Source organism: Nonomuraea sp. NPDC050310, assembly GCF_040655795.1.
GTDB lineage: Bacteria > Actinomycetota > Actinomycetes > Streptosporangiales > Streptosporangiaceae > Nonomuraea.
This window is the reverse complement of the sequence record NZ_JBFAKP010000002.1, coordinates 228,407-249,583: the sequence shown is the minus strand read 5'-3', so window position 1 is coordinate 249,583 and position 21,177 is coordinate 228,407. Positions and strand designations below refer to the sequence as shown.

The 21,177-nt window shown below is 71.2% G+C and carries 23 protein-coding genes and 1 tRNA gene; 12 read left to right on the top strand and 12 right to left on the bottom strand.

The annotated features are described in order from the left end of the window. Positions 1-25: 25 nt before the first annotated feature. A complete protein-coding gene (locus AB0I67_RS07345; protein ID WP_357919091.1) occupies positions 26-679 on the bottom strand; it encodes a response regulator transcription factor in 654 nt (217 codons plus the stop codon). Between the two features lie 88 nt (positions 680-767). On the opposite strand from AB0I67_RS07345, the gene AB0I67_RS07340 reads away from it, so the two are divergent. Further along, complete coding sequence (locus tag AB0I67_RS07340) at positions 768-2,222, top strand: S41 family peptidase (protein WP_357919088.1); 1,455 nt, start codon at positions 768-770, stop codon at positions 2,220-2,222. On the opposite strand, the gene AB0I67_RS07335 is transcribed toward AB0I67_RS07340, so the two are convergent. Together AB0I67_RS07335 and AB0I67_RS07330 are read right to left on the bottom strand one after the other, a co-directional pair. Then, the gene (locus tag AB0I67_RS07335; RefSeq protein WP_357919085.1) at positions 2,211-2,411 is read right to left on the bottom strand and encodes a hypothetical protein; all 201 of its coding nucleotides are present in this window, start codon (positions 2,409-2,411) and stop codon (positions 2,211-2,213) included. The genes AB0I67_RS07340 and AB0I67_RS07335 overlap by 12 nt on opposite strands. Before the next feature lie 81 nt (positions 2,412-2,492). Continuing rightward, positions 2,493-2,960, bottom strand: a complete 468-nt coding sequence (locus AB0I67_RS07330; protein ID WP_357919082.1) for a MarR family transcriptional regulator — start codon at positions 2,958-2,960, stop codon at positions 2,493-2,495. A 38-nt stretch (positions 2,961-2,998) separates the two neighbouring features. Between AB0I67_RS07330 and AB0I67_RS07325 the strand changes: the two genes are divergently transcribed. The 4 genes from AB0I67_RS07325 to AB0I67_RS07310 all read left to right on the top strand — a co-directional run bounded on the left by AB0I67_RS07325 (position 2,999) and on the right by AB0I67_RS07310 (position 5,443). Next, a complete protein-coding gene (locus AB0I67_RS07325) occupies positions 2,999-3,502 on the top strand; it encodes a VOC family protein (protein ID WP_357919079.1) in 504 nt (167 codons plus the stop codon). 54 nt (positions 3,503-3,556) lie between these two features. Further along, positions 3,557-4,291 (top strand): M15 family metallopeptidase, encoded by a 735-nt coding sequence (locus AB0I67_RS07320; RefSeq protein ID WP_357919077.1) that lies wholly within the window; start codon positions 3,557-3,559, stop codon positions 4,289-4,291. A gap of 94 nt (positions 4,292-4,385) precedes the next feature. Beyond that, a complete protein-coding gene (locus tag AB0I67_RS07315) occupies positions 4,386-4,871 on the top strand; it encodes a DUF4265 domain-containing protein (RefSeq protein ID WP_357920374.1) in 486 nt (161 codons plus the stop codon). Between the two features lie 185 nt (positions 4,872-5,056). Beyond that, a complete protein-coding gene (locus AB0I67_RS07310) occupies positions 5,057-5,443 on the top strand; it encodes a hypothetical protein (RefSeq protein ID WP_357919075.1) in 387 nt (128 codons plus the stop codon). Between the two features lies 1 nt (position 5,444). Here the strand turns inward: AB0I67_RS07310 and AB0I67_RS07305 are convergent, their stop codons facing one another. Next, entirely contained in the window at positions 5,445-5,573 is a 129-nt protein-coding gene (locus AB0I67_RS07305; protein ID WP_357919072.1) for a hypothetical protein, read from the bottom strand. 119 nt (positions 5,574-5,692) lie between these two features. Here AB0I67_RS07305 and AB0I67_RS07300 point away from each other — a divergent pair, with 119 nt between their 5' ends. After that, complete coding sequence (locus tag AB0I67_RS07300) at positions 5,693-6,526, top strand: NUDIX hydrolase (protein ID WP_357919069.1); 834 nt, start codon at positions 5,693-5,695, stop codon at positions 6,524-6,526. A gap of 15 nt (positions 6,527-6,541) precedes the next feature. On the opposite strand, the gene AB0I67_RS07295 is transcribed toward AB0I67_RS07300, so the two are convergent. Next, the gene (locus AB0I67_RS07295; protein WP_357919066.1) at positions 6,542-7,534 is read right to left on the bottom strand and encodes a BtrH N-terminal domain-containing protein; all 993 of its coding nucleotides are present in this window, start codon (positions 7,532-7,534) and stop codon (positions 6,542-6,544) included. Positions 7,535-7,775: 241 nt separating this feature from the next. On the opposite strand from AB0I67_RS07295, the gene AB0I67_RS07290 reads away from it, so the two are divergent. Beyond that, positions 7,776-7,862, top strand: a tRNA-Ser gene (locus tag AB0I67_RS07290). Here AB0I67_RS07290 and AB0I67_RS07285 read toward each other — a convergent pair. After that, positions 7,853-9,409 (bottom strand): MinD/ParA family protein, encoded by a 1,557-nt coding sequence (locus AB0I67_RS07285; protein WP_357919063.1) that lies wholly within the window; start codon positions 9,407-9,409, stop codon positions 7,853-7,855. The genes AB0I67_RS07290 and AB0I67_RS07285 overlap by 10 nt on opposite strands. A gap of 103 nt (positions 9,410-9,512) precedes the next feature. Here AB0I67_RS07285 and AB0I67_RS07280 point away from each other — a divergent pair, with 103 nt between their 5' ends. Both AB0I67_RS07280 and AB0I67_RS07275 read left to right on the top strand, forming a co-directional pair. Continuing rightward, positions 9,513-10,469 (top strand): NAD(P)H-quinone oxidoreductase, encoded by a 957-nt coding sequence (locus AB0I67_RS07280; protein WP_357919060.1) that lies wholly within the window; start codon positions 9,513-9,515, stop codon positions 10,467-10,469. A 5-nt stretch (positions 10,470-10,474) separates the two neighbouring features. Next, entirely contained in the window at positions 10,475-10,984 is a 510-nt protein-coding gene (locus AB0I67_RS07275; RefSeq protein WP_357919057.1) for a bacterial proteasome activator family protein, read from the top strand. On the opposite strand, the gene AB0I67_RS07270 is transcribed toward AB0I67_RS07275, so the two are convergent. Then, the gene (locus AB0I67_RS07270; protein ID WP_357919055.1) at positions 10,975-11,760 is read right to left on the bottom strand and encodes an HAD family hydrolase; all 786 of its coding nucleotides are present in this window, start codon (positions 11,758-11,760) and stop codon (positions 10,975-10,977) included. The genes AB0I67_RS07275 and AB0I67_RS07270 overlap by 10 nt on opposite strands. A 222-nt stretch (positions 11,761-11,982) precedes the next feature. Here AB0I67_RS07270 and AB0I67_RS07265 point away from each other — a divergent pair, with 222 nt between their 5' ends. Together AB0I67_RS07265 and AB0I67_RS07260 are read left to right on the top strand one after the other, a co-directional pair. Further along, positions 11,983-12,186, top strand: coding sequence for a cold-shock protein (locus AB0I67_RS07265; RefSeq protein WP_357919054.1), 204 nt, complete (start codon positions 11,983-11,985; stop codon positions 12,184-12,186). 117 nt (positions 12,187-12,303) lie between these two features. Then, positions 12,304-13,380, top strand: a complete 1,077-nt coding sequence (locus AB0I67_RS07260; RefSeq protein WP_357919051.1) for a hypothetical protein — start codon at positions 12,304-12,306, stop codon at positions 13,378-13,380. A gap of 7 nt (positions 13,381-13,387) precedes the next feature. Here AB0I67_RS07260 and serS read toward each other — a convergent pair whose 3' ends face one another. From serS to AB0I67_RS07240, 4 genes are read right to left on the bottom strand one after another with little or no spacing between them, the layout of a single operon-like run. Beyond that, positions 13,388-14,650, bottom strand: coding sequence for a serine--tRNA ligase (gene serS, locus AB0I67_RS07255; RefSeq protein WP_357919048.1), 1,263 nt, complete (start codon positions 14,648-14,650; stop codon positions 13,388-13,390). A 53-nt stretch (positions 14,651-14,703) separates the two neighbouring features. After that, positions 14,704-15,627: a prephenate dehydratase gene (gene pheA, locus AB0I67_RS07250; protein ID WP_357919045.1), complete on the bottom strand. Its 924-nt coding sequence runs from the start codon at positions 15,625-15,627 to the stop codon at positions 14,704-14,706. Between the two features lie 19 nt (positions 15,628-15,646). Further along, on the bottom strand, positions 15,647-16,066 hold the full coding sequence (locus AB0I67_RS07245; protein ID WP_357919042.1) for a DUF4446 family protein: 420 nt from the start codon (positions 16,064-16,066) through the stop codon (positions 15,647-15,649). A 1-nt stretch (position 16,067) separates the two neighbouring features. Next, positions 16,068-17,258, bottom strand: a complete 1,191-nt coding sequence (locus AB0I67_RS07240) for a glycosyltransferase 87 family protein (RefSeq protein ID WP_357919039.1) — start codon at positions 17,256-17,258, stop codon at positions 16,068-16,070. 59 nt (positions 17,259-17,317) lie between these two features. Between AB0I67_RS07240 and AB0I67_RS07235 the strand changes: the two genes are divergently transcribed. Further along, positions 17,318-19,744 (top strand): hypothetical protein, encoded by a 2,427-nt coding sequence (locus AB0I67_RS07235; protein ID WP_357919036.1) that lies wholly within the window; start codon positions 17,318-17,320, stop codon positions 19,742-19,744. Here the strand turns inward: AB0I67_RS07235 and mptB are convergent. After that, complete coding sequence (mptB, locus tag AB0I67_RS07230) at positions 19,626-21,125, bottom strand: polyprenol phosphomannose-dependent alpha 1,6 mannosyltransferase MptB (protein ID WP_357919033.1); 1,500 nt, start codon at positions 21,123-21,125, stop codon at positions 19,626-19,628. The genes AB0I67_RS07235 and mptB overlap by 119 nt on opposite strands. Between the last annotated feature and the right edge of the window lie 52 nt (positions 21,126-21,177).

Here is a 21,177-nt window from a genome sequence, read left to right as displayed (position 1 = left end):
CCAGCCCCTCCGACAAGACAGCCCGTCACAGGCGATACCCCGCCCCTGGCACGGTCTGGATGACCGCCGGTTCCCCCAGCTTGGCCCGGAGCTTGCGCACGATCACCCGCACCACCGTGGTGAACGGGTCGGTCTGCTCATCCCAGGCCTGCTCCAGCAGGTCTTCCGCGCTGACCACCGCTCCCCGGGCCCGCATGAGCACCTCCAGCACGGCGTACTCCTTGCGCGACAGCGGAAGGTAGCGCCCGTCGCGGAAGGCCTGCCGGCGCGGCACGTCCAGCACGATCCCGTGCTCGGTGAGCACCGGCGGCAGCGCCGCCTCGCTCCGCCGCCCGAGCGCCCGCACCCGGGCCACGAGCTCGGCGTAGGCGAACGGCTTGGGCAGGTAGTCGTCGGCCCCCAGCCCCAGGCCGGCCACGCGCTCGGGTACCGAGGCCGCCGCGGTGAGCATGAGGATGCGCGTCGGCGACCCGGCCTGGGCCAGCCGCCGGCAGACCTCGTCCCCGTGCACCTCGGGCAGGTCGCGGTCGAGAACGAGCACGTCGTAGCGCCCGTCCGCGAGCAACCGCGTCGCCGCGTCCCCGTCGTAGACGACATCCACCGTCATGGCGTGCCGGCGTAAGCCGTCGGCCACGAGATCGGCCAGGACCCGCTCGTCCTCGGCCACCAGAACCCGCATGACCCGATTGATAGCCCCTGGGCCATAACGGCACGGTTAACGTTCGCGTTCACCGCCCCGGAATGCCCGCCCGGCCACCCTGGGCGCCATGAGAAACCCCATCGGGAATCCGCTCAGAAGCCTGGCGCTCGCCTTCGCCGCCACCGCCCTGGTCGCCGCCGCCCTCCCGGCGAGCAGCCTGGCGACCCGCGTCGCTGCCCCCACCTGTGCCCCGCCGCCCAAGCCCGGCGGCGGCGGTCCGACGAACCCGCCGCCCTTGAAGCCGACCACGGTGGACACCCTCCACCAGGCGTACACCTGCCTGTTCGACCGCTATTACGGCGGCCCGAAACTCGACAACCGCCTCGTGCTCCGCGCCGCCTTCGCCGGATTCACCCAGGAGCTGCAACGCCGGTCGAAGGACCATCCGGTCGCGACGATGCCCGCGCTGACCGGCGACCGGGAGGCCGACTGGGCGGCGTTCGCCGACGTCTACACCAAGGTCACCGCGGCCCTGAACACCGACGCGGCCACCCTCCAGGCCCTCGCCGCCGCGACGATGCGCGCCATGGTCGCCTCGCTCGGCGACAACCACGCCCGCTGGGACCGGCCGGAACCGGACGCCAACAACCCGGAGCCGGACCCCGGCGGCGACCGCATGACGGTCAAGGCGGTCGGCATCAGCGGCATCTCGGTCCACCCCGAGGACAAGGCCGCCAAGGCCCCGCTCTACGTCACCTCGGTCGAGGCGGGCAGCCCGGCCGCCAAGCGCGGCATCAGGCCGGGCGACATCCTCGTCTCGATCAACGGCCATGCCCCCTTCGTCAACGGCGTCTTCGTGCCGAGCGCCCTCGACCCGCTTTTCCTGAACCGGGACGCCCCGGTGACCTTCCGGCTGCGCCGCCCGACCAACGGCCGGACCTGGACGCTCACCGTCAAGCCGGCCGAGTTCGTGGTCTTCCGCCCGGAGATCTCGGCCAAGCGCCTGGCCGACGGCGTCGCCTACGTCAAGGTGCCCGGCTTCTTCGGCGGCGTCGCCGACAAGGTGCGCGCGGCCGTCGAGGACCTGCGCAAGGCCGGCACGATCACCGGCGTCGTGCTCGACCTGCGCGGCAACGGCGGCGGCTCGCCGCGTGAGGTCACCCGGCTGCTGGGCGCCTTCGCGCACGGCAAGGTGACCAGCTACTTCTGCGACGTGCACGACTCGTGTGCGGCCAACCGCACCGACGACACCGTCCCCCTGCTCAACCTGCCCTTCGTCGTCCTCACCGATCGTGGGTGCGCCTCGGCCTGCGACGACTTCAGCGCCGCGGTCAAGAGCCTCGGACTGGCTCCGCTGGTGGGCTCGCGCACCGCGGGCGTGGTCTCCGGGCCCGGCGAGCCGTACTTCCTGGACGACGGCAGCGTGCTGGGGCTGCCGTCGAAGCACCACCGGGGGCCTGGCAAGGAGATCGTCGACACCATCGGCGTGGCCGCCGACCACTACCTGCCGATGACCGCCGAGGACCTGGCCGCGGGCCGCGACCCCGCGCTCGCCAAGGCCCTCGACCTGCTAGAAGGCTGACCTCAGCCCCGAGGGGTCGCGTCCCACGCTGATCTCCTCGGCGATGCGCCGGATCTCCTCCAGGGTGATCCCGGGCGCCGCGGGAAGCTGGTCGGCCAGTGCGCGCATCACGATGTGCACCGGCTGACCGGCATACCGCACCGCGATCGCGTGCACTGCCCTGAACAGCGCTTGGTTGTGCTCGTCCATGTCGCCCCACCCCGTCGGTCGATCCTGTTGTCGCAGGTACGGTACGGCGTGCGACCGACATTTTCCGGCTGCGACCCTCCGTCAGGAGCAGGCGGGGCCGGTGTCCTCGTGGGCGGCGCGGATCGCCGCGCAGATCTCGTCGAGCGCCCGTACCTGCTCGGGCGAGAGCGGGTCGAACAGGCTCCGCCGTACCTCTTCCACGTGCCCCGGCGCGGCCTCGGCCAGCGCTTGGAAGCCCGCCTCCGTCAGGACCGCGACGTTCCCGCGCCGGTCGGACGCGCACGGGGAGCGCTCGATCCACCCCCGCTCCTCCAGCCGCGCGACCGCGTGCGACAGCCGGCTCTGCGAGGCCTGCGCGCGCCGCGCCAGCTCGCTCATCCGCATCGACCGCTCCGGCGCCTCCGACAGCGCGACCAGGATCATGTAGTACGTGTGCGGCATCCGGGCCTCGCGCTGCAACTGCCGGTCGAGCGCCTCCTCGACCAGTTGGGTGGCCGCCAGGTAGCTGCGCCAGGTCCGTTGCTCGTCGTCGGACAGCCATCGGGTCATGTTCGCACTTTACTTGAACTCTCATGTACTTTGGGTGCATGCCCATCCAGCGCCTCAACCACGCCGTCCTCTACGTCCGCGACGTCGAGCGCAGCGTCGCCTTCTACCGGGACGCCCTCGGCTTCGACGTCGTCATGTCCATGCCCGGCGCCGCGTTCCTGCAGGCCGACGGCTCCAGCAACGACCACGACCTCGGCCTGTTCGAGATCGGCGCCCAGGCCGGCCCCACCACCGCCGGCCGTACCAGCGTCGGGCTCTACCACCTCGCCTGGGAGGTCGACACCCTCGCCGAGCTGGAGCGCATCGCCGCCAAGCTCAGCGAGCTCGGCGCGCTCGTCGGCGCCTCCGACCACGCCACCACCAAGGCCCTGTACGCCAAGGACCCCGACGGCCTGGAGTTCGAGGTCTCCTGGCTGCTGCCCGCCTCCCTCATCACCGAGGAGGTCCTGGCCGCCAAGAGCCGCATCCGCCCGCTCGACCTCCGTCTCGAACAGGAGCGGTACGGCGCGCAGACCCAGGGCGGTCTGGGCGTCTCCCGCTGACCCACCCGGGGGCCGATCACGCAGAGCCAGCGGAGCATCGCATATCGTGGGCGGATGAAGCGTCCAGCCGCGTGCGCACTCCTGGCCCTGGCCCTGGTCTCCTGCAGCGCCCAGGAACCACCGGCCGCCACGTCGGCCGCGACCGCCGCCCCCAGGCCCGGGGCTGAGACCACCCCGCCGCCCAGCGCGAGTCCCACGCCGACGCCCAGCCCGACCGGCCCGCCCGCCTTCACCTCGAAGACCACCACCCCGACCCGTGACCAGCTCCCCCACTCCTGGCGCCCCGGCTGCCCGGTCGCCGTCAAGGACCTGCGCCTGATCACCCTCAGCTACTGGGGCTTCGACGACCGCCCCCACACCGGTCAGCTCGTCGTCCACGAGGACGCCGCCAAGGACATCGTCACCGTCTTCAAGCAGCTGTACGGCTGGCGCTGGCCGATCAAGCGCATGGAGCTCGTGGACGTCTACAAGGGCGACGACTTCGACTCCATCGAGGCCAACAACACCTCCGCCTTCAACTGCCGCCCCGCCACCGGCTCCAGCAACTGGTCGCAGCACGCCTACGGCCGCGCCATCGACATCAACCCGCGCGAGAACCCCTACGTCACCGCCTCCGGCACCGTCGCCCACAAGAACGCCGAGAAGTTCAAGCGCCGCCCGCTCGACGCCCCCGGCGTCATCAACCCCGGCGACCGCGTGGTCAAGGCCTTCGACCGGCTCGGCTGGGAGTGGGGCGGCTACTGGTCCGGCACCAAGGACTACCAGCACTTCTCCAAGGGCGGCGGCTGAGCGCTGGAGGGATCTTCGTGGTGGCTGGCCGCTCCGCTGCGCGATCCGATCGCCAGTGGGGTGATCTGTGCCAGTAGGGCATCCTGTTGCGGTGATGGAGGGCGCTTCGGCCACACATGTGCGTGTGGTGTTCGAGCTTGAGCAGGACGAGGACGGCTGGCCCCCGGCCGGTTCCGAGCGTCTGTGGGCTATTCCCGTTGCTCCAGGTCGAGTGAGACTGGACAACATCCCCTTCTTCGTTCGCGGAGTCGCTTGCGGCGATGTGGTGCGCACCGAACTGGACGCCGAGGGCACCATATGGGCGAAGGAGGTCGTGGAGTTCTCCGATAACTGCACGATCCGGGTGGTCCCAGGCCGCAACGGCGACCTTGAAGGCGACCTGAACACTGTCCTCAACCTGTTCGCGCCGTTGGGCGTTGAGGGGGAAGGGCTTGCGCAGTTCGGCCTGGTGGCGCTGAACATTCCCCCGGCAGCGGACCTTGCCGGAGCGAAGCGGCTCCTGGTGGAAGGACAGGACGGTTGGTGGGATTACGAGGAGGGCTCCGTTACCGCGGTATGGCGCGCTCTCGATCCCGGCTGAGTGGCGCTGGCGGGTAAGCCCGTGACCCACCGGCTGGTGAGTGCCAGAGTGCCCTCAATGTGCCCTGTACCAGCTAGAAGCCCAGCGAACCGCAGGTCAGAGCCATAGAGACCGGCACTTCTCCAAGGGCGGCGGCTGAGCGCGTTAGGCTCGGAGCTTCTCGATGCCGCAGCGAGGAGGCGCCGATGACCATGCCGAAGCGGGGCTCGCGGCCCATCACCGTGGACGGGGTGGTCTACCGCTGGCGGGTTCCGAAGTGGTCGCGGGGTGTGGACGGCGGGTGGAAGCAGCTCAGCTTCACCGTCCAGCGGGCCGACGAGCCGGGCGGTGTGCTCGTGGTCACGCTGCCGTGCGCGCGGCCGGACAACTCGCACGGGGAGCGCACCATCGTCGTCCGCCCGGTTCTCGTCAGTGCGTGCATCCGCCGCGCCCTGGGTCAGGGCTGGGCGGCTCACGCGCGCGGCGCGGCGTTCCGGCTCACGGTCACCGAGGCCGAGCTGCCCGAGCTGCTCGGCGAGGAGCCGAAGTACATGATCCCGTTCCTGTGGGGCATGATCCACGGGGTCGGCTGAGTCAGCTCTCCTGGGGCGGGGCGGGGTCTGAGCTGGGGGTCTGCGGGTCGGGGGTGTCCTCGGACTTGATCGCCTGGGCGGCCTGGGTCAGGACCGGGTCGAGCGGGATCTTCACGCGGGGCTTCGCCATCAATGCCTCACAAGGTCAGAAGGTAGGTCGATCCATGCAGGTTCTCAGCCGTCCCAGGTGAGGTCCCGCTCCGACAGGCAAAGCTTCGGCAAGCCGCCTGAGCTGCCATGCTTGGGCGTATGGCGGCGAGAGACGGCGACGGGTGGGCGCAGTGCGCGCAGGGGCACCGGCACTGGGGCGTCTACGGGGCGTCCGGACTGCTGGCGGTCCACCATGGGGCCGGCGGCGAGCCGTACGTGCTGATGCAGGAGCGGGCGGCGTGGAGCCATCACGGCGGGACGTGGGGCCTGCCGGGCGGGGCACGCGACAGTCACGAGGACTCGATCGAGAGCGCGCTGCGGGAGGCCCGCGAGGAGGCGGCGCTCGACGGGGCGGCGTTGCGCATCGAGGGGGTCTACCTCGACGACCACGGCGGCTGGAGCTTCGACACGGTGATCGCCGAGGCGGAGGAGCTGTTCGAGGCCCGTCCGGCGAATGCCGAGAGCACGGCGCTGACCTGGCTGTCGTTGAGCGAGATCGCCGGCAAGGAGCTGCATCCGGGGTTCGCGGCGTCGTGGGAGACGGTGCGGCAGGCGCTGGCGCCCGAGACGCTGGTGCTGGACGTGGCCAACATCGTCGGCGCCCGGGCCGAGCACGGCTGGTGGCGGGACCGGCGGGGCGCGGCCGAACGACTGCTCAACGACGTCAAGGACGTGCGGTGGCGGCACCCGATCCTGGCGCAGTGGTTCCCGAAGGTCGTCGCGGTCGTCGAGGGAGCCGCCCGCGGCGTGCCCTCGGTGCCGGGCGTCGAGGTGGTCGAGGCGCCCGGCTCCGGGGACGACACGCTGGTCGAGGTGGTACGGCAGGCCAGGCCGTACGAGCGGGTGACGCTCGTGACGGCCGACCGGGGGCTGCGCGAGCGCGTGCCCGGAACCCGCACCGAGGGACCGAAATGGCTCCTCAACCAGCTCTGAGCTCCTCAGAGCTGCTCAACCAGCTCTGAGCTCCGCCACCGCCTGCTCTTCGAGCCGCACGGCCTCCGCGACCAGCTCCCCGAGCTCGGCCAGCGCGACCCCTTCGAGCGCCGCCGCCGACACCCGCGACCACTGGTCACCGGCCGCCCGGTAGGCCCGCCCGTCCAGCCCGGCCTCGGTCAGGAAGTCGGCGTAGAGCGGCCGGGACCCTCCGGACGCGGTGTACTCCACCTCCAGCCCCTCGTACAGCCGCCGCAGCGGCACCGAGAGGTCGGCCCACCGCCGATCCCACGCCGGGATCTGCGCGGCCAGCTTCCGCATCCCAGACAGACCGAAATTCACGTCGAACGCGTTCCCCAGCACCGGCCCGGTGAGGTGCGCGGCGGTCCAGGCCACCGCCCCGGCGACGTCCGGCTCCCCGGCCGGACCCCCGGTGACCTCGATGAGCTGGTGCTTGTCCTTCTTGACCGCCGACCAGGCCGCCATGAACTCGGCCAGCGGCAACGAGCGTTCCCGGTCGTCGTCCACCGTGACCACGTCGTCCGAAATCCCGGTGACCGCGACGTCGACCGGGTCGGGGAAGGGCAGATCGGGCCGCCACGGCAACTGGAACCGGCCCACCCGGCACAACGCCCGCCCGCGAGCGTCGAGCACGGCCCGCAGGGTCCGCTCGGCGACCCGGGGCGAGCCGGTGCGATGCACCTCGAAGGGCACGCCGAGCCGCCGCAGCGCGGCCGGGATCATCGGTTCGGGATGCGCCTGCGCGACGACGGTGAGCATCGGCGGCTGACCCTTGTAGTCGAACACGAAGTACATGAACCCGACGCCCCCGCCGAGCCCGAAGAGCATCGCCTCGGAGATCGGCCCGCCCAGGAAGCGGCGCAGCAGGGCGGATTCGTGGTGGTGCGCCTTGGCCCTGGTGAGCTGCCGCAGGGCGGAGGTGTAGGACTCCCCCGTCTTGGCCATCCGCTCGCGGACCCGGCGCTTGAGGTGCTTGTGCTCGGTCATCTCGTGCTCCACGGCGCGCCCGTGCCCTGGACCCACGCTCCGCCGCACGGCCCGCCGCCACGAGGAAACCGACGTGTCAGGTAGGCGACCCGAGGACATCGATCCCCTTTACCCCCGCCTCGCCGCGCGGCGTGGGCGCACGGTCAGGGGGTCGGGCGCGGGACGGCGCCGGCCACCCACGCTACCGGAAGGCTCCGCAGCGAGAAAGGCCGGAGGCCGCTATGGTGGGATCCGCACGCCAGGAGGGTTCGCATAGTGGACTAGTGCAGCCGCCTTGAAAGCGGCCAGGTCAGCGATGGCCTCAAGGGTTCGAATCCCTTACCCTCCGCTCACGTTCCCGGCGAAGCCGTCCCCCACGTAGGCGGCGAGCTGGATGTAGGACTCCCTGGTCGCCGGCTGCAGCCGGTCCAGGTCGATCTCCGCGCCCTCCTCCAGATGCGGGTCGTACGGCACGCGCACCACGGCCCGGCAGCGGGCGGCGAAGTGCGCCTCCAGCTTCTTGATGTCCACCGCCGACTTCGAGCGCGGCCGGACGCTGCACAGCACCACGGTCGCCTGCCGTACCAGATCTCCGTAGTGGTGGGCCTCCAGCCAGTCGAGCGTCGCCGAGGCGGCGCGGGCGCCGTCCACGGAGGGCGAGCTGACCAGGACGATCTGGTCGGCCATGCCGAGCACGCCGCCCATGGCCGAGTGGAGCAGGCCGGTGCCGCAGTCGGTGATGCAGATGGAGTAGAAGTTCTCCAGCACCTGGGCGACCGACTGGTAGTCGGCGCCGCTGAAGGCCTCGGAGATGGACGGGTCGCGATCGGAGGCCAGGACCTCCAGGCGCGAGGGGGCCTGGGTGGTGAAGGCGCGGATGTCGACGTACCGCTTGACCTGCTCCCGCTCGTTGAGCAGGTCGCGCACGGTCGCGGAGGTCTCCAGCTCGACCTTGTCGGAGAGCGTTCCACGGTCGGGGTTGGCGTCGACGGCGATCACGCGGTCGCCGCGCACCTGGGCCAGGGTCGCGCCGAGTCCCACGGTGGTCGTGGTCTTGCCGACGCCGCCCTTGAGGCTCAGGACCGCGACGCGGTGGTGGCCGGTGGCGACCGGGGTGCGGGCACGCGCCAGCAGCTCGCGGCGCCGCCGTACCTCGGGGGACTCGCCGGGGCGGATCCAGCCGCCGGAGGCCTTGTAGATCAGCCGACGCCAGCCGCCGGACGGGGCGTTGCGCCGGCCCGCGCCGCGCAGGAGCGACTCGGGGTCGAGGCTCTCGGCGGTCGGACCGGCGGCGGCCTGCGGGAGCGGGATGTGCCGGCGCCGCCGCTGGACCCCCTCGTCGAAGGGGCGTGGCTCCTCGAAAGCGCGAGGCTCCTCGAAGACGCGCGGCTCGTCGAAACTGCCGCGGGGCTCGTCGAAGCTGCGCGGCTCGTCGAAGCTGCGCGGCTCGGGCTGGTCGAGGCGGGCGCGCTCGAAGCGCGCGGGCTTCGGCTCCTCCGGCTCGGGCTCAGGCTCGCGCTCGACCACCGGCCAGGAGGGCTCCTCCTGCGTGGTCGGCTCGAAGACGCTGCGTTCCAGCTTGGTGTCGGTGTCGTCGGGCCGGGGCAGCGGCTTGAGCGGCGCCAGGAAGCTGTCCTCCTGCGGCGTCGCCTTGTCCAGCCACTCGTTGGCCGAGGCCTCGTCGGCCGGCGCCTCCTCCGTCGGGCCGTAGACGGTGTCCACGGCGGCACGGAACAGCGGCGGCGTGGACGTCTCGCCCCACGGGTCCTTGGGGTAGGGGCTCTCGACCGCCGTCACCGCGCTCACCGCGATGGGGAGGTTGTCTTCGGCCTCCTTGATGGCGTCGAGCCAGGCCAGTTGTTCCTCTAGGGATTCTTCACGATCGTGTCGTGCCACCGTGTTCCCCCTCGGGACGGGTGCAAAGGGGCAGCAAACACATTGCAGATTAACGCCCTGTGTTCCGATGAATGCGGTCAACCCACAAGTTAGCGTGGTCGGCATGCGCGCAACAGTGATCGCCGAGCACGGGGGACCAGAGGTTCTGGAGTGGCGCGAGGTGCCCGAACCCGTGCCTGGACCTGGGGATGTCTTGATCGAAGTGACCGCCTCCGCGGTCAACAGGGCCGACGTGATGCAGCGGCAGGGTTTCTACAACCCGCCACCCGGCGATTCGGACTATCCGGGCCTGGAGTGCTCGGGAGTGATCATCGAGGTGGGCGCCAACGTGCCCGGTCTGGCGGTCGGCGATCAGGTGTGCGCCCTCCTGGGCGGCGGCGGGTACGCCGAGCGGGTGGCGGTCCCGTGGGAGCAGGTCATGCCCGTTCCGGACGGGGTGTCACTGGAGGAGGCGGCCGGACTGCCCGAGGTGGCCTGCACGGTCTGGTCGAACGTCTTCATGGCCGCGCGGCTGCGCCGCGGCGAGACCCTCCTGGTGCACGGCGGGGCCAGCGGCATCGGCACGATGGCCGTCCAGCTCGCCAAGGCGTACGGCTCGCACGTCGTCGCCACGGTCGGCACCCACCTCAAGGGCGCCGCGGTGGCCCAGCTCGGCGCGGACGAGGTGATCGTCTACCGGGAGCAGGACTTCGCGGAGAAGGTCCAGGCCGACGTGATTCTGGACATCATGGGCGCAAAGTACCTGTCTGGAAATATCAAAGCTTTGAAGACCGGCGGCCGGCTCGTGGTGATCGGTCTCCAGGGCGGCGCCAAGGCCGAGCTCGACCTGCGCACCCTGCTCAACAAGCGGGCCACCGTCCACGGCAGCACGCTCCGCTCCCGCCCAGCCGACGAGAAAGGCGCGATCTGCCGCGGCGTCGTGGCCAACGTCTGGCCCCTGATCTCGGCGGGAGCCGTCCGCCCGGTGATCCACGCCCGGGTGCCGATGGCCGAGGCGGCCGAGGCGCACCGGATGCTCGATTCCGGGGAGCACGTCGGGAAGGTCCTGCTAGTACGGTGAGACGTATGAACGCTGAGGACAACAACACCCCCCACATCGTTGTGGTAGGGCCTGACTTCCAGAATGCCGAGGACGAGGGCGAGGAGCGTTCGATCACCAACCTGGTCGAGCAGCCCGCCAAGGTGATGCGTATCGGCAGCATGATCCGCCAGCTTCTCGAAGAGGTCCGGGCGGCTCCTCTCGACGAGGCCAGCCGCAAGCGCCTCAAGGAGATCCACGAGAGCTCGATCAAGGAGCTCGAGGACGGCCTGGCGCCCGAGCTGGTCGAGGAGCTGGAGCGGCTGTCGTTGCCCTTCACCGAGGACAACGGCAACGTCCCCAGCGACTCCGAGCTGCGGATCGCGCACGCCCAGCTCGTCGGCTGGCTGGAGGGCTTGTTCCACGGCATCCAGACCACCCTGTTCGCCCAGCAGATGGCGGCCAGGGCCCAGCTGGAGCAGATGCGCCGCGCGCTGCCCGGCGGCATCCAGCAGGCCCAGGACGGCCGTCCCGGCGGTTCCGGGCCCTACCTGTAGGTCTGTTCGAGCACCATCGCGACTCCGTCGTCGTTGTTGGCCGCGGTCACATGCTCGACCGCGGCCAGCACGCTCGGGTGCGCGTTGGCGACGGCGTAGGAGGTGCCTGCCCAGCTCAGCATGGGCAGGTCGTTCGGCATGTCACCGAACGCCAGCACCTCGTGCGCCTTGATCTCGTGCTCCTCGGCCAGCTTGGCCAGCGCGGTGGCCTTGGTGACCCCGTGCGCGCTCATCTCGATCAGCCCGCGCCCGCTGGAGTGCGTGGCGGTCACCAGGTGGCCGACCACCTCGTGCACCCGCGCCAGCAGCGCGTCCGGCGCCATCTCCTCGTGCAGGGCCAGCAGCTTGAAGCACGGCTGCGAGACCAGCGTGGCCACCCCGAGCCCCGACGACCGGTCCCAGCGACCCAGCCGGAATTCCGGCTCGTGCGCAAAACCGCCTTCGTACTCGACCGAAAAGGCGAGATCGGGGACGTTCGCTCGAAGCTGATCGATCACCTCCTCGACCACCTCGACGTCGATCAGGTGAGATTCCACTATCCGTTCGGTGTGCAGGTCGTAGACCAGGGCGCCATTGGCGCAGATGGCCAGTCCGCGGTGCCGGACCGCGTCCGCCACCGCGCTCATCCACCGAGGTGGGCGGCCCGTGACGAACACCAGCATGGCCCCTGCCTGCTCGACCCGCGCGAAGGCGGCTGCCGTGCGGGCGGACACGGTTCCGTCGGTCCGCAGAGCGGTTCCGTCGAGGTCGGTGGCGACGAGGCGAGGTGCATCCATGACGGTTCCAGTTTGCACCGAGATGTCGGTCGGCAGAAATCTTCCCAGGGACAGGAACACCAACGCGGCTCAATGGTGTTAGATAGGCAGTCGTTGTATTAGCTGATCCCGAAGTGAAAACCAGCATGACATTGTCTGAGCCACCCCGGGGTGTTTGCTGTACGACACACTGGGAGCCGCGAGGTGCGGCTCTCTTGGATTCACCATCCTGAGGAGAGCTTCATGGCTCAGGGAACCGTCAAGTGGTTCAACGCCGAAAAGGGCTACGGCTTCATCGCCCCGGACGGCGGTGCGCCGGACGTGTTCGTTCACTTCTCCGAGATTCAGGGCAACGGTTACCGTTCCCTTGAGGACGGCCAGCGAGTGGAGTTCGAGGTCACGCAGGGCCAGAAGGGCCCCCAGGCCTCGCAGGTCCGCGCCATCTGACCCCAGAGCGGCGTAATGGGGCGGTGTCCGTTTCGGCGGGCACCGCCCTTCGTCGTCCCTCGGTAACAACTGCGCAACTGCACGAACCACCCTCTCGGAGGCCGCGTCTACCCAGGCATGAGAGGCGACTTACGGGACATCCCGCAGACCTTCCGGCGCTGGCTCACGCTGGTCCCGCTGGCGCTCGTCGCCCTGACCGCCTGCTCCGCCCTCCCGCCCCCGCCCTCGATCGGCTCCCTCGAACAGCGGGGCGCCTCGGTGCTCGCCTTCCCCGCGGATCCGCGCGAGCGTGACGCGTGGGTCTCCCGCGACGGCGGCGCCACCTGGAGGACCATCTCCGCCAAGCCCGCCCGCGAGGTCCAGAGCAGCAGTTGCGCCGGGACCGCCTGCTACCGGGTCCGGCCCGGCCGCATGGCGGTCGAGGAGTCGCTCGACGGCACCACCTGGCGCACGGTCTGGGAGGTCTCCCCCGGCCGCCGCGCCTTCCTGGCCCGCTCGCTCGACCTGCCCTCGGCCGACGAGCTCGTCTCCTCCTCCGTGCTGGCCCTCAAGCGGCCCTCAGGGCAGCCTGTCGTCATCGTGGCCAACGGGGTGGACGGGCTTGCCGTACGGGACGAGAACGGCGTCTGGCGGCGCCACGGCTTCCACTCCCGGACGACCCTGGGTGCCGAGCACGCGCTCCCGCTGGGCGACTCCGGCGCCAACATCGGCGGCGAGACGGCGGCCGCCCTCCTGGCCGGCGTCCTCGCGTTCCTGTACGGCCTCCTGGCCGCCGCCCGCACCCGGGACGCCCGCCGTACCCTCATCGTTTTGGCCGCCTCCGCGACGTTCAGCGCGGGCCTGGCCGGCTTCGCGGTGATCGGCTCCAACCCGTACTTCCTGCTCGGCCTGATCGGCTGCGTGGCGTTCGCCTCGCTCACGCTCGCCGGATGCGTGGTCGCGTACTCCGCCGGCCTCGGCAAGCGCCCCACGGGCCGGATCGTGGCGACCGCCGTCGCGGTGGCCGTGGCCGTGCTCGCGCCCTTCCGCCTGTGGAGCGGCGGCTGGCCCGACTCGTACGGCACCGCGCTCTGGGCCGCCGTCGCCCTGGCCGTCACCGTGGGCTCCCTGGGCCTCGCCACCGTCCGCCGCCAGGCCAAGCAGCTCGAACGCGCGAAGAGCCCGGCCCCCGAGCTGGGGACCGGGCTCTACTGACCGGTGCTTACTTGGCCGGCTCCAGCACATCGAGCCCCACAAAGGGCCGCAGAGCCTTGGGAACCACCACAGACCCATCGGCCTGCTGGTGGTTCTCCAGGATCGCCACGATCCATCTGGTGGTCGCCAGCGTGCCGTTGAGCGTGGCCACCGAGGCCGGCTTGCCGTCCTTGTCGCGGAAGCGGACGCCGAGGCGGCGAGCCTGGAACTCGGTGCAGTTGGAGGTCGAGGTCAGCTCGCGGTAGCGGCCCTGCGTCGGGATCCAGCCCTCGCAGTCGAACTTGCGCGCCGCGGACATGCCGAGGTCGCCCGCGGCGGTGTCGATCACCCGGTAGGGCACCTCGATCTTGGCCAGCATCTGCTTCTCCCACTCCAGGAGCCGCGCGTGCTCCTCGCTCGCCTCCTCGGGGCGGCAGTAGGAGAACATCTCCACCTTGTCGAACTGGTGGACGCGGATGATGCCCCGGGTGTCCTTGCCGTACGAGCCGGCCTCGCGGCGGAAGCAGGACGACCAGCCCGCGTAACGCAGCGGCAGCTCGCCGCCGTCGAGGATCTCCTGGGCGTGGTAGCCGGCCAGCGACACCTCGGAGGTGCCGACCAGGTAGAGGTCGTCCTCGGGCAGCCGGTAGATCTCCTTGTCGTGCGAGACGTGGAAGCCGGTGCCGGCCATGGTCTCCGGCTTCACCAGCACCGGAGTGATCATCGGCACGAAGCCGGCCTCGATCGCCTGCTGCATGGCCATGTTGAGCAGGCCGAGCTGCAGCCGGGCGCCGACGCCCCGCAGGAAGAAGAAGCGCGAGCCCGAGACCTTGGCCCCGCGCTCCATGTCGATCGCGCCGAGCAGCTCGCCGAGCTCCAGGTGGTCGCGCGGCTCGAAGTCGAACTCGCGCGGCGTGCCGACGGTCTCCAGCACGACGTAGTCGTCCTCGCCGCCGTGCGGCGCCGCCGGGTCGACGACGTTGGGCACGGTCTGCATGAGCTGGTCGAGCTCGGCGCCGAGCCGCTCCGCCTCGGCCTCGGCCGCCTTGACCTGCCCGGCGAGCTCCTTGGCGCGCTCGAGCAGCGCCGCCTTCTCCTCACCGGAAGCCTTGGAGACCGACTTGCCCATGGACTTCTGCTCGGCGCGCAGAGATTCGAACGAGGTCAGCGCGGAACGCCGGCGCTCGTCCAGATCGAGCAGCGAGTCGACGATCGAGTCGCTCTCGCCACGGGCCTGCTGCGACATGCGCAGCCTGTCGGGATCCTCACGAAGGGTTCGCAGGTCAATCACGACACTAAGGCTACAGAGGTACGGCTGCCGCCCGCGCCGACTTTTCGACCCGGCTAGGCGTGCCCTCCGGCGCGGATGCGGCCGAGCCACTGGGCGGCCTCGGCGAACTCGGCGTCGCCGGTGCCGCGCTTGATCTGCGGGGCGACACCGTCGGCACGCGGGTAGGAGCCGAGGAAGCGGACGTCGCCGCAGACGCGGTGCAGGCCCGAGATCGCCTCACCGACCCGCGCGTCGGCGACGTGGCCCTCGAAGTCGAAGTGGAAGAAATAGCGGCCGATGCCGTCGCCGGTGGGCCGCGACTCGATGCGCGTCAGGTTGACCCCGCGGACGGAGAACTCGGTCAGCATCTCCAGCAGCGCGCCCGGGTGGTCGTCGGCCAGGAAGACGACGAGCGTCGTGCGGTCCTTGCCGGTCGGCTCGGGCAGCGGGCCCGGCCGGGACACCTGGACGAAGCGGGTCATCGTGTCGGCGCGGTCGCCGATGTCGCCGGCGATCTCGACCAGGCCGTAGTGCTCGCCCGCGATGGCCGCGGCGATCGCCGCGTCGTACGGCGAGCCCGGCAGGGCGACCTCCTGCGCGGCGCCCGCGGTCGAGGGCGCGGCCACCACGACGGCGTCGGGCAGCTCGCGGGAGATGAACCCCCGGCACTGGGTCAGCGCGGCCGGGTGGGAGTAGACGCGCTTGATGTGCCGCAGCTCGGTGTCGGGCCGCGCCAGCAGCGAGAAACGCACCGGCAGCAGCAGCTCGGCGGTGATGTGCAGCGGCTCGCCCCAGGCGAACTCGTCCAGCGTCGTGGTGATCGCGCCCTCGAGCGAGTTCTCCAGCGGCACCACCGCGCCGTCGGCCTCGCCGGTGCGGGCCGCGTTGAGCGCGGCGGGAACGTTCGGCGCGGGCAACCCCTCGGCCTCGGGCGCCAGCCGCCGCAGGGCTTCCTGGGCGAAGGTGCCTTCGGGGCCGAGATAGGCGAGTCTGACCATTACCCCAGGATAGGGGCTGCTACCTCCTGCTGTCGGAAGCTTCGACGACTGGACCCAGACCGAGCCGGGCGGCGCGCACCGCCTCCTCCTCTTCCGGGGCGAGCGGCTGTGCTCCCTTGCCGCCCACCACCGGGCGGATGTACGTGCGCGTCTCGGACCGCCCGTTGATCGAGGTCAGCACGATCCCGTCGCCCAGTCCGTTGATCATCGCCACCGAGAACGACAACCGGCCGGTCATCTCCGCCAGCGCGTCGTAGCGGTAGACCGCGACGTCGCGAATGGCCTTGAGATCACCCGTGCCGCCGGCCGCGCTCTGCCGGGCGAGCACCTGCTGGCACTCGTCGACCGCCAGCCGGGCCTGTTTGAGTGCCAGCCAGCCGATGACGATGCCGCTGCCTCCGGCCAGAACCCCTACGATCAGCCATATCGTAACCAACACATCACAAAGAGTAACGCTTTTTGGGGAGCCATGTCCCGAGTATCCAGACCAAGGCGATGGCGCCCAGTCCGTAGGCGTTCTGCACGATCTTCCCGAGCACCGGGCTGAGCACCGGGATCTCGGCCGCTTTCAACGTCACGCCCCACCACGGGATGGGCAGCACGTAGTACAGCCACACCCCGACGGCCACCTTCACTCTCGTAGCGTCCCGTGCGTCGCCGACCAGGGCGCCGAGCACCACGACCACCCAGGCCAGGTGGTGGATCCACGCCACCGGCGACAGCAGCACGGCCATCAGGCCGGTGAGCGCCACCGCCGCGATCGTCTCGCCCCGCTCGTGCGCCTCGCGGGCGAAGCGGAAGCCGTACCAGCCGATCACCGCGATCACCGCGACCCAGATCGCGGTGGTCAGCAGGTCGGAGGGCAGGTAAAGGCGGATCAGCATGCCGCGGACCGACTGGTTGGTGGTCGCCGCGTTGGACCCCAGCCGCTCCGGGTCGAGCAGCGCGTGGAACCAGAACGCGGTCGCGTCCTCCGGGATCACCACGAACGGCAGCAGCGTCAGCAGCGCGGTGACCAGCGACGCCATCCAGAACGTCCGCCACTGCCGGGTGACCAGCAGGTAGATCAGGAAGACGCCCGGCGTCAGCTTCACCGCGGTCGCCAGGCCGATCAGGAACCCCCGCGGCCACCACGGCCGCCGCGCCGCGCAGTCGGCCAGGCAGAGCGCCACCAGCAGGATGTCCACCTGCCCGAACCGCACCTGGTCGCGGATCGGCATCAGGTAGGTGCAGGCCAGCATCAGCAGCGCGAACACCCACGGGGCGTACGGCTTGCGCTCACCGGCCAGGGTCTCCCTGAACGCGAAGGCGACGGTGACCGCGAGGGCCACGAAGATGCCCGCGGTCCACACCCACTGGGCGGTCGTCCACGACATCGCCGCCAGCGGGGTGGCCAGCAGTGCGGCGATCGGAGGGTAGGTGAAGGGCAGCAGTTGCGGGGCGGGGGTCACGAAGTCGTACACGGCCCGGCCCTGCAGGACCATCTCGCCGCCGGTGCGGTAGACGTCGAGGTCCACCAGGCGCTGGTCGTCGGGGTTGCTCAGCCAGTAGTCGACGAGCGGGCTTATCCCCAGGATGATGATCAGCCCTGCGGTTGTCCACAGCCACCACTGCCGCGCGCCACCTGTCACGCTCAGGCACGTTACCGTGAGCTCAGTTGCTCGGGTTCACACGACGGGGGTTCACGACCATGCGACGGATCGCCGCATTCCTGCTGGCGGCGTTGTCAGCCGGCTTGCTGGCCACCCTCTCCCCGACCTCTGCAGCCGCCGGTTCGGCCGGATTCCCTGCCGCCGCGGCCGCCACCCCGTCTGGCCGGGTGGCCCTGATCGGGGTGCCCGGGCTGGCCTGGAGCGACCTGTCCGCCGAGGCCACCCCCACCCTGTGGAAACTCGTCGCCGAGGGCGCCTCCGCCTCCCTGTCCACCCGGACCGTCCCACCCCCCGACCGGGGCGTGACCTGCCCCGTCCAGGGTTGGCTGACCGTCTCGGCCGGCCAGCGCGCCGGCTCCCCCGGCCGAGGCTGCGCCCTCCCCCCGACCCCGACGGGCACCACCGTCCCAGGCTGGGCCGAGCTGTCCACCTACCAGAGCACCACCGGCTACGACGCCCGCCTCGGCACCCTCGGCCAGCTCACCCGCGACGCCGGCGCCAAGGTCCTGGCCATCGGCCCCGGCGCCGCCCTGGGTGCGGCCGACACCACCGGCACGGTCGACTCCTACGCCGACTCCCCCGACCAGGCCGGCGACCTCACCCCCTACCGCCTGATCGTCATGGAGGCCCCCGAGCTGTCCACCGCCTGGATCGCCCAGCCCCGCGACGAGCTCGGCTTCCCCGCGGGCCTGACCCCCGACGCCCGCCGAGCCGCCGTCGTGGCCGCCGATCAACGCATCGCCGCCCTGCTCCAGCGCCTGCCCCAGGGCACCACCGTGCTGGTCGCCGGCGTCTCCGACACCAGCGTCAACGCTCACCTCCACGTCGCCCTGGCCTCCGGCCCGCCGTACAAGCACGCCTACCTGACGGCCTCCTCCACCCGCCAGGACGGCCTGGTCACCATCACCGACCTCACCGCCACCGTCCTCCACCTGCTCGGCGTCGACCAGCCCTCCAGCGTCGTCGGCCGCGTCTGGGAGAACGGCGGCCCGGCCCCCGCCACCGCCGCCGAAACCGCCTCGGGCCTGGCCGACCAGGACCTGGCCAGCCAGGTGCTGCGCGACGTCCGCGGCCCCTTCTTCGCCGTCTTCGTCACGGTGCAGTTGCTCTTCTACGTCCTCGCCGCCATCGCCTTCCGCCGCCGCACCACCACCCGGAAGTCCTCCATCTCGCCCGCCGACGCCCCCGGGGACCCCAGCCCGACCGACCGCGGAGCCGTGGGAGGGGTGGGTCCCACCGACCCGGCCCGTGCCATGGGTCGGGCCGATCTCGCGGGCGGTCCCTCGGGCGGCGTGGCCCCCATGGAGGATGCGGGTGCCGCAGACGAGGGCGGTCACGTGACTGGGGCCCGTGTCATGGGCGGGGCCGGCGCCGTGGACAGTGGTATCGCCGGGGCGGGGGTGTTGCGGACCGTCCAAGTGGTGGCGGTGGTCAGTGGTTCGATCGCCGTAGCCACCTTCCTGGCCCAGTTGGTCCCCTGGTGGAACTTCCCCGCCCCCATGCTCGGCGTGATCGCCACCATCCTGGGCTTCGCCGGACTGGTGACCCTGCTGGCCTTCGCGGGCCCGTGGCGAGGCGCGGTGCTCGGCCCGCTGACGATCGTCGCCGGGATAACGTCCCTCACCCTGCTGATAGACGTGATGACCGGCTCCGCCCTGCAGATCAACGCCGTCACCGGCTACGAGCCGGTGACCGGCGGCCGGTTCTACGGTTTCAGCAACATCGCCTTCGCCGTCTACGCCACCGGCACCATCCTCGCCCTGGCCGGCGTGGCCCAGTGGTTGCTCAGCCGCGGGGTCTCCCGCCTGGTCACCCTGCTCGTCTGCGCCGCGTACGGCGGGCTGGCCGTGTTCGCGGACGGCTGGCCGGCCTGGGGCGCCGACTTCGGTGGCGTACCGGCCTTCGTGGTCGGCCTGGCGGTCTTCCTCATCCTGCTGACCGGCCAGAAGGTGTCCCTGGTCAAGCTGCTCCTGGTCGGTCTGGCCGGTGCCGCGCTGATCGGCGCGCTGGCCTTCTTCGACTGGCTACGTCCCGCCACGCAACGCACCCACCTGGGCACCTTCGTCCAGCAGATCCTCGACGGCACCGCCCTGACCGTGGTCGGCCGCAAGTTCAGCGCCATGGTCGGTGTCACGGTGGGCAACTGGTCGCTGACCCTGCTCTCGCTGGTCGCGCTGGCCTTCCTGTTCTTCGTGCTCAACCGCCCGTCCCGCTGGGGCGCCTCCGCACTCGGCCAGGCCTACGCCCTCGCCCCGCCGCTGCGCGCCGGGCTGTTCGGCGCGCTCACCTGCGCGCTCATCGGCTTCCTGATGAACGACTCCGGCATCGCCATCCCCGCGATGGCCCTCACCGTCGCGGTGCCTCTGGCGCTGGCCGCTGCCGTACGCGCCCTCCAGCTCGCCAAGCCCACCACGCCAGCGCGGCCGTCAGCACCAGCAGGCTCCACGGCACCACCTGCTGCCTGACCACCGACACCAGCCAGGCGAGGTCCGGCGGCTGCTCCTGCACCCGCGCCGGGAGATAGCCCAGGGACAGGATCGCCAGGTGCAGCGCCGCGAAGACCTCCACCTCCGAGGCCACGACCAGCGCCAGCACCCCGAACGCCAGCCCGTCGTACCAGGGCAGGATGTACGGCGTGGCGAACAGGTAGGCGACCGCCAACATGGCCGCCACCGTCGGGGCATCCACGGCCGGCGCGCCCACCCCCGGCGCGTCCGCGGCGCGCGACACTCGCCGCAGCAGCCCCCAGGCGAGGACGACCATCAGCAGGATCGCTCCCACCTGGATCTCGCCCCGATAGGCGCTGCCCGTCCCGATCAAGGACTGGAGCCAGCCCTGGACCAGCTTCCAGAACGACGCGTGCGAGATGGCCTTGCTGGTCTGCCCCACCTGGTTAAACGCCGCGACCCCGACGATCGCGTACCCGGCCACGACCACCGCCAGCGCGACCCCGGCCACCAGCGCCAGCCGTCCGGGACGTCGGCGCAGCTCCCAGGCCGGGCCCAGCGCGACCAGGCCGGCGTTGAGCTTCACCGCCACCCCGAGCCCCAGCAACACCCCGCTCCGGCCGGGGCGGTCGCGAGCCAGCAGCGCGGCGACCATGCAGGCGATGGCGAGGGTGTCCACGTGCATCCCGGCGACCAGTTGGTAGATCAGCAGCGGGTTGGCGGTCCACAACATCGCCCCCCGGAGCCGGCGGACAGGGTCGTGCCTGGTGAACCGGTCGATCAGCAGCCCTGTGCCGACGAACGCCGCCACGTTCACCACGGCCAGGACGAACACGGTCAGCCGGACCGAGTCCCCACCGATCCAGCTCGCCAGCGCCTGGACCGCGGTGGCGACCGGGCCGTACACGCTCGGCTCTTCCCTCCAGGGGCTCTCGACCGCGGCAGCGACGGGATCGCCTGGCAGATCCACCGCGCCCAGCACGTAGGGGTCGAGGCCCAGGGTCACCATGCGTCCGTAGGCCGCGTAGTTCAGGTGGTCGGCCGAGCCCGAGGGCGGCACGAACGCCAGCGCTGTGGCGGCGGCGTAGCCCGCGGCCACCACCCAGCGGGCCTTGCCTGTGGCCCATTCGGCCACCCTCGTCGGGCTTGTCCGGATCGCCAGCAGCCCTCCGACCAGCCCCATTCCGCCGAGCACCAGCACTGCGGCGGCGAGTCCGATCACCAGGTGGGGGCTGGGGGTGGCCTGCAGGGAGTACGGCGGTTGCCACGGCTCGCCGGTCAGGGCGGGGACGACCGCTGAAGGGCCCAGCAGGCCGATGGTCAGGGTCAGGAGGACGGAGGCCGCCGACGCCAGCAGGGCGGCCTTGACCGCCCACGTCCCTCCCGGCTCACCTCTCACCCGCAAATTCCAGCACACCCACTCCACCACCGACGCCCGGGACCGGAAGGGA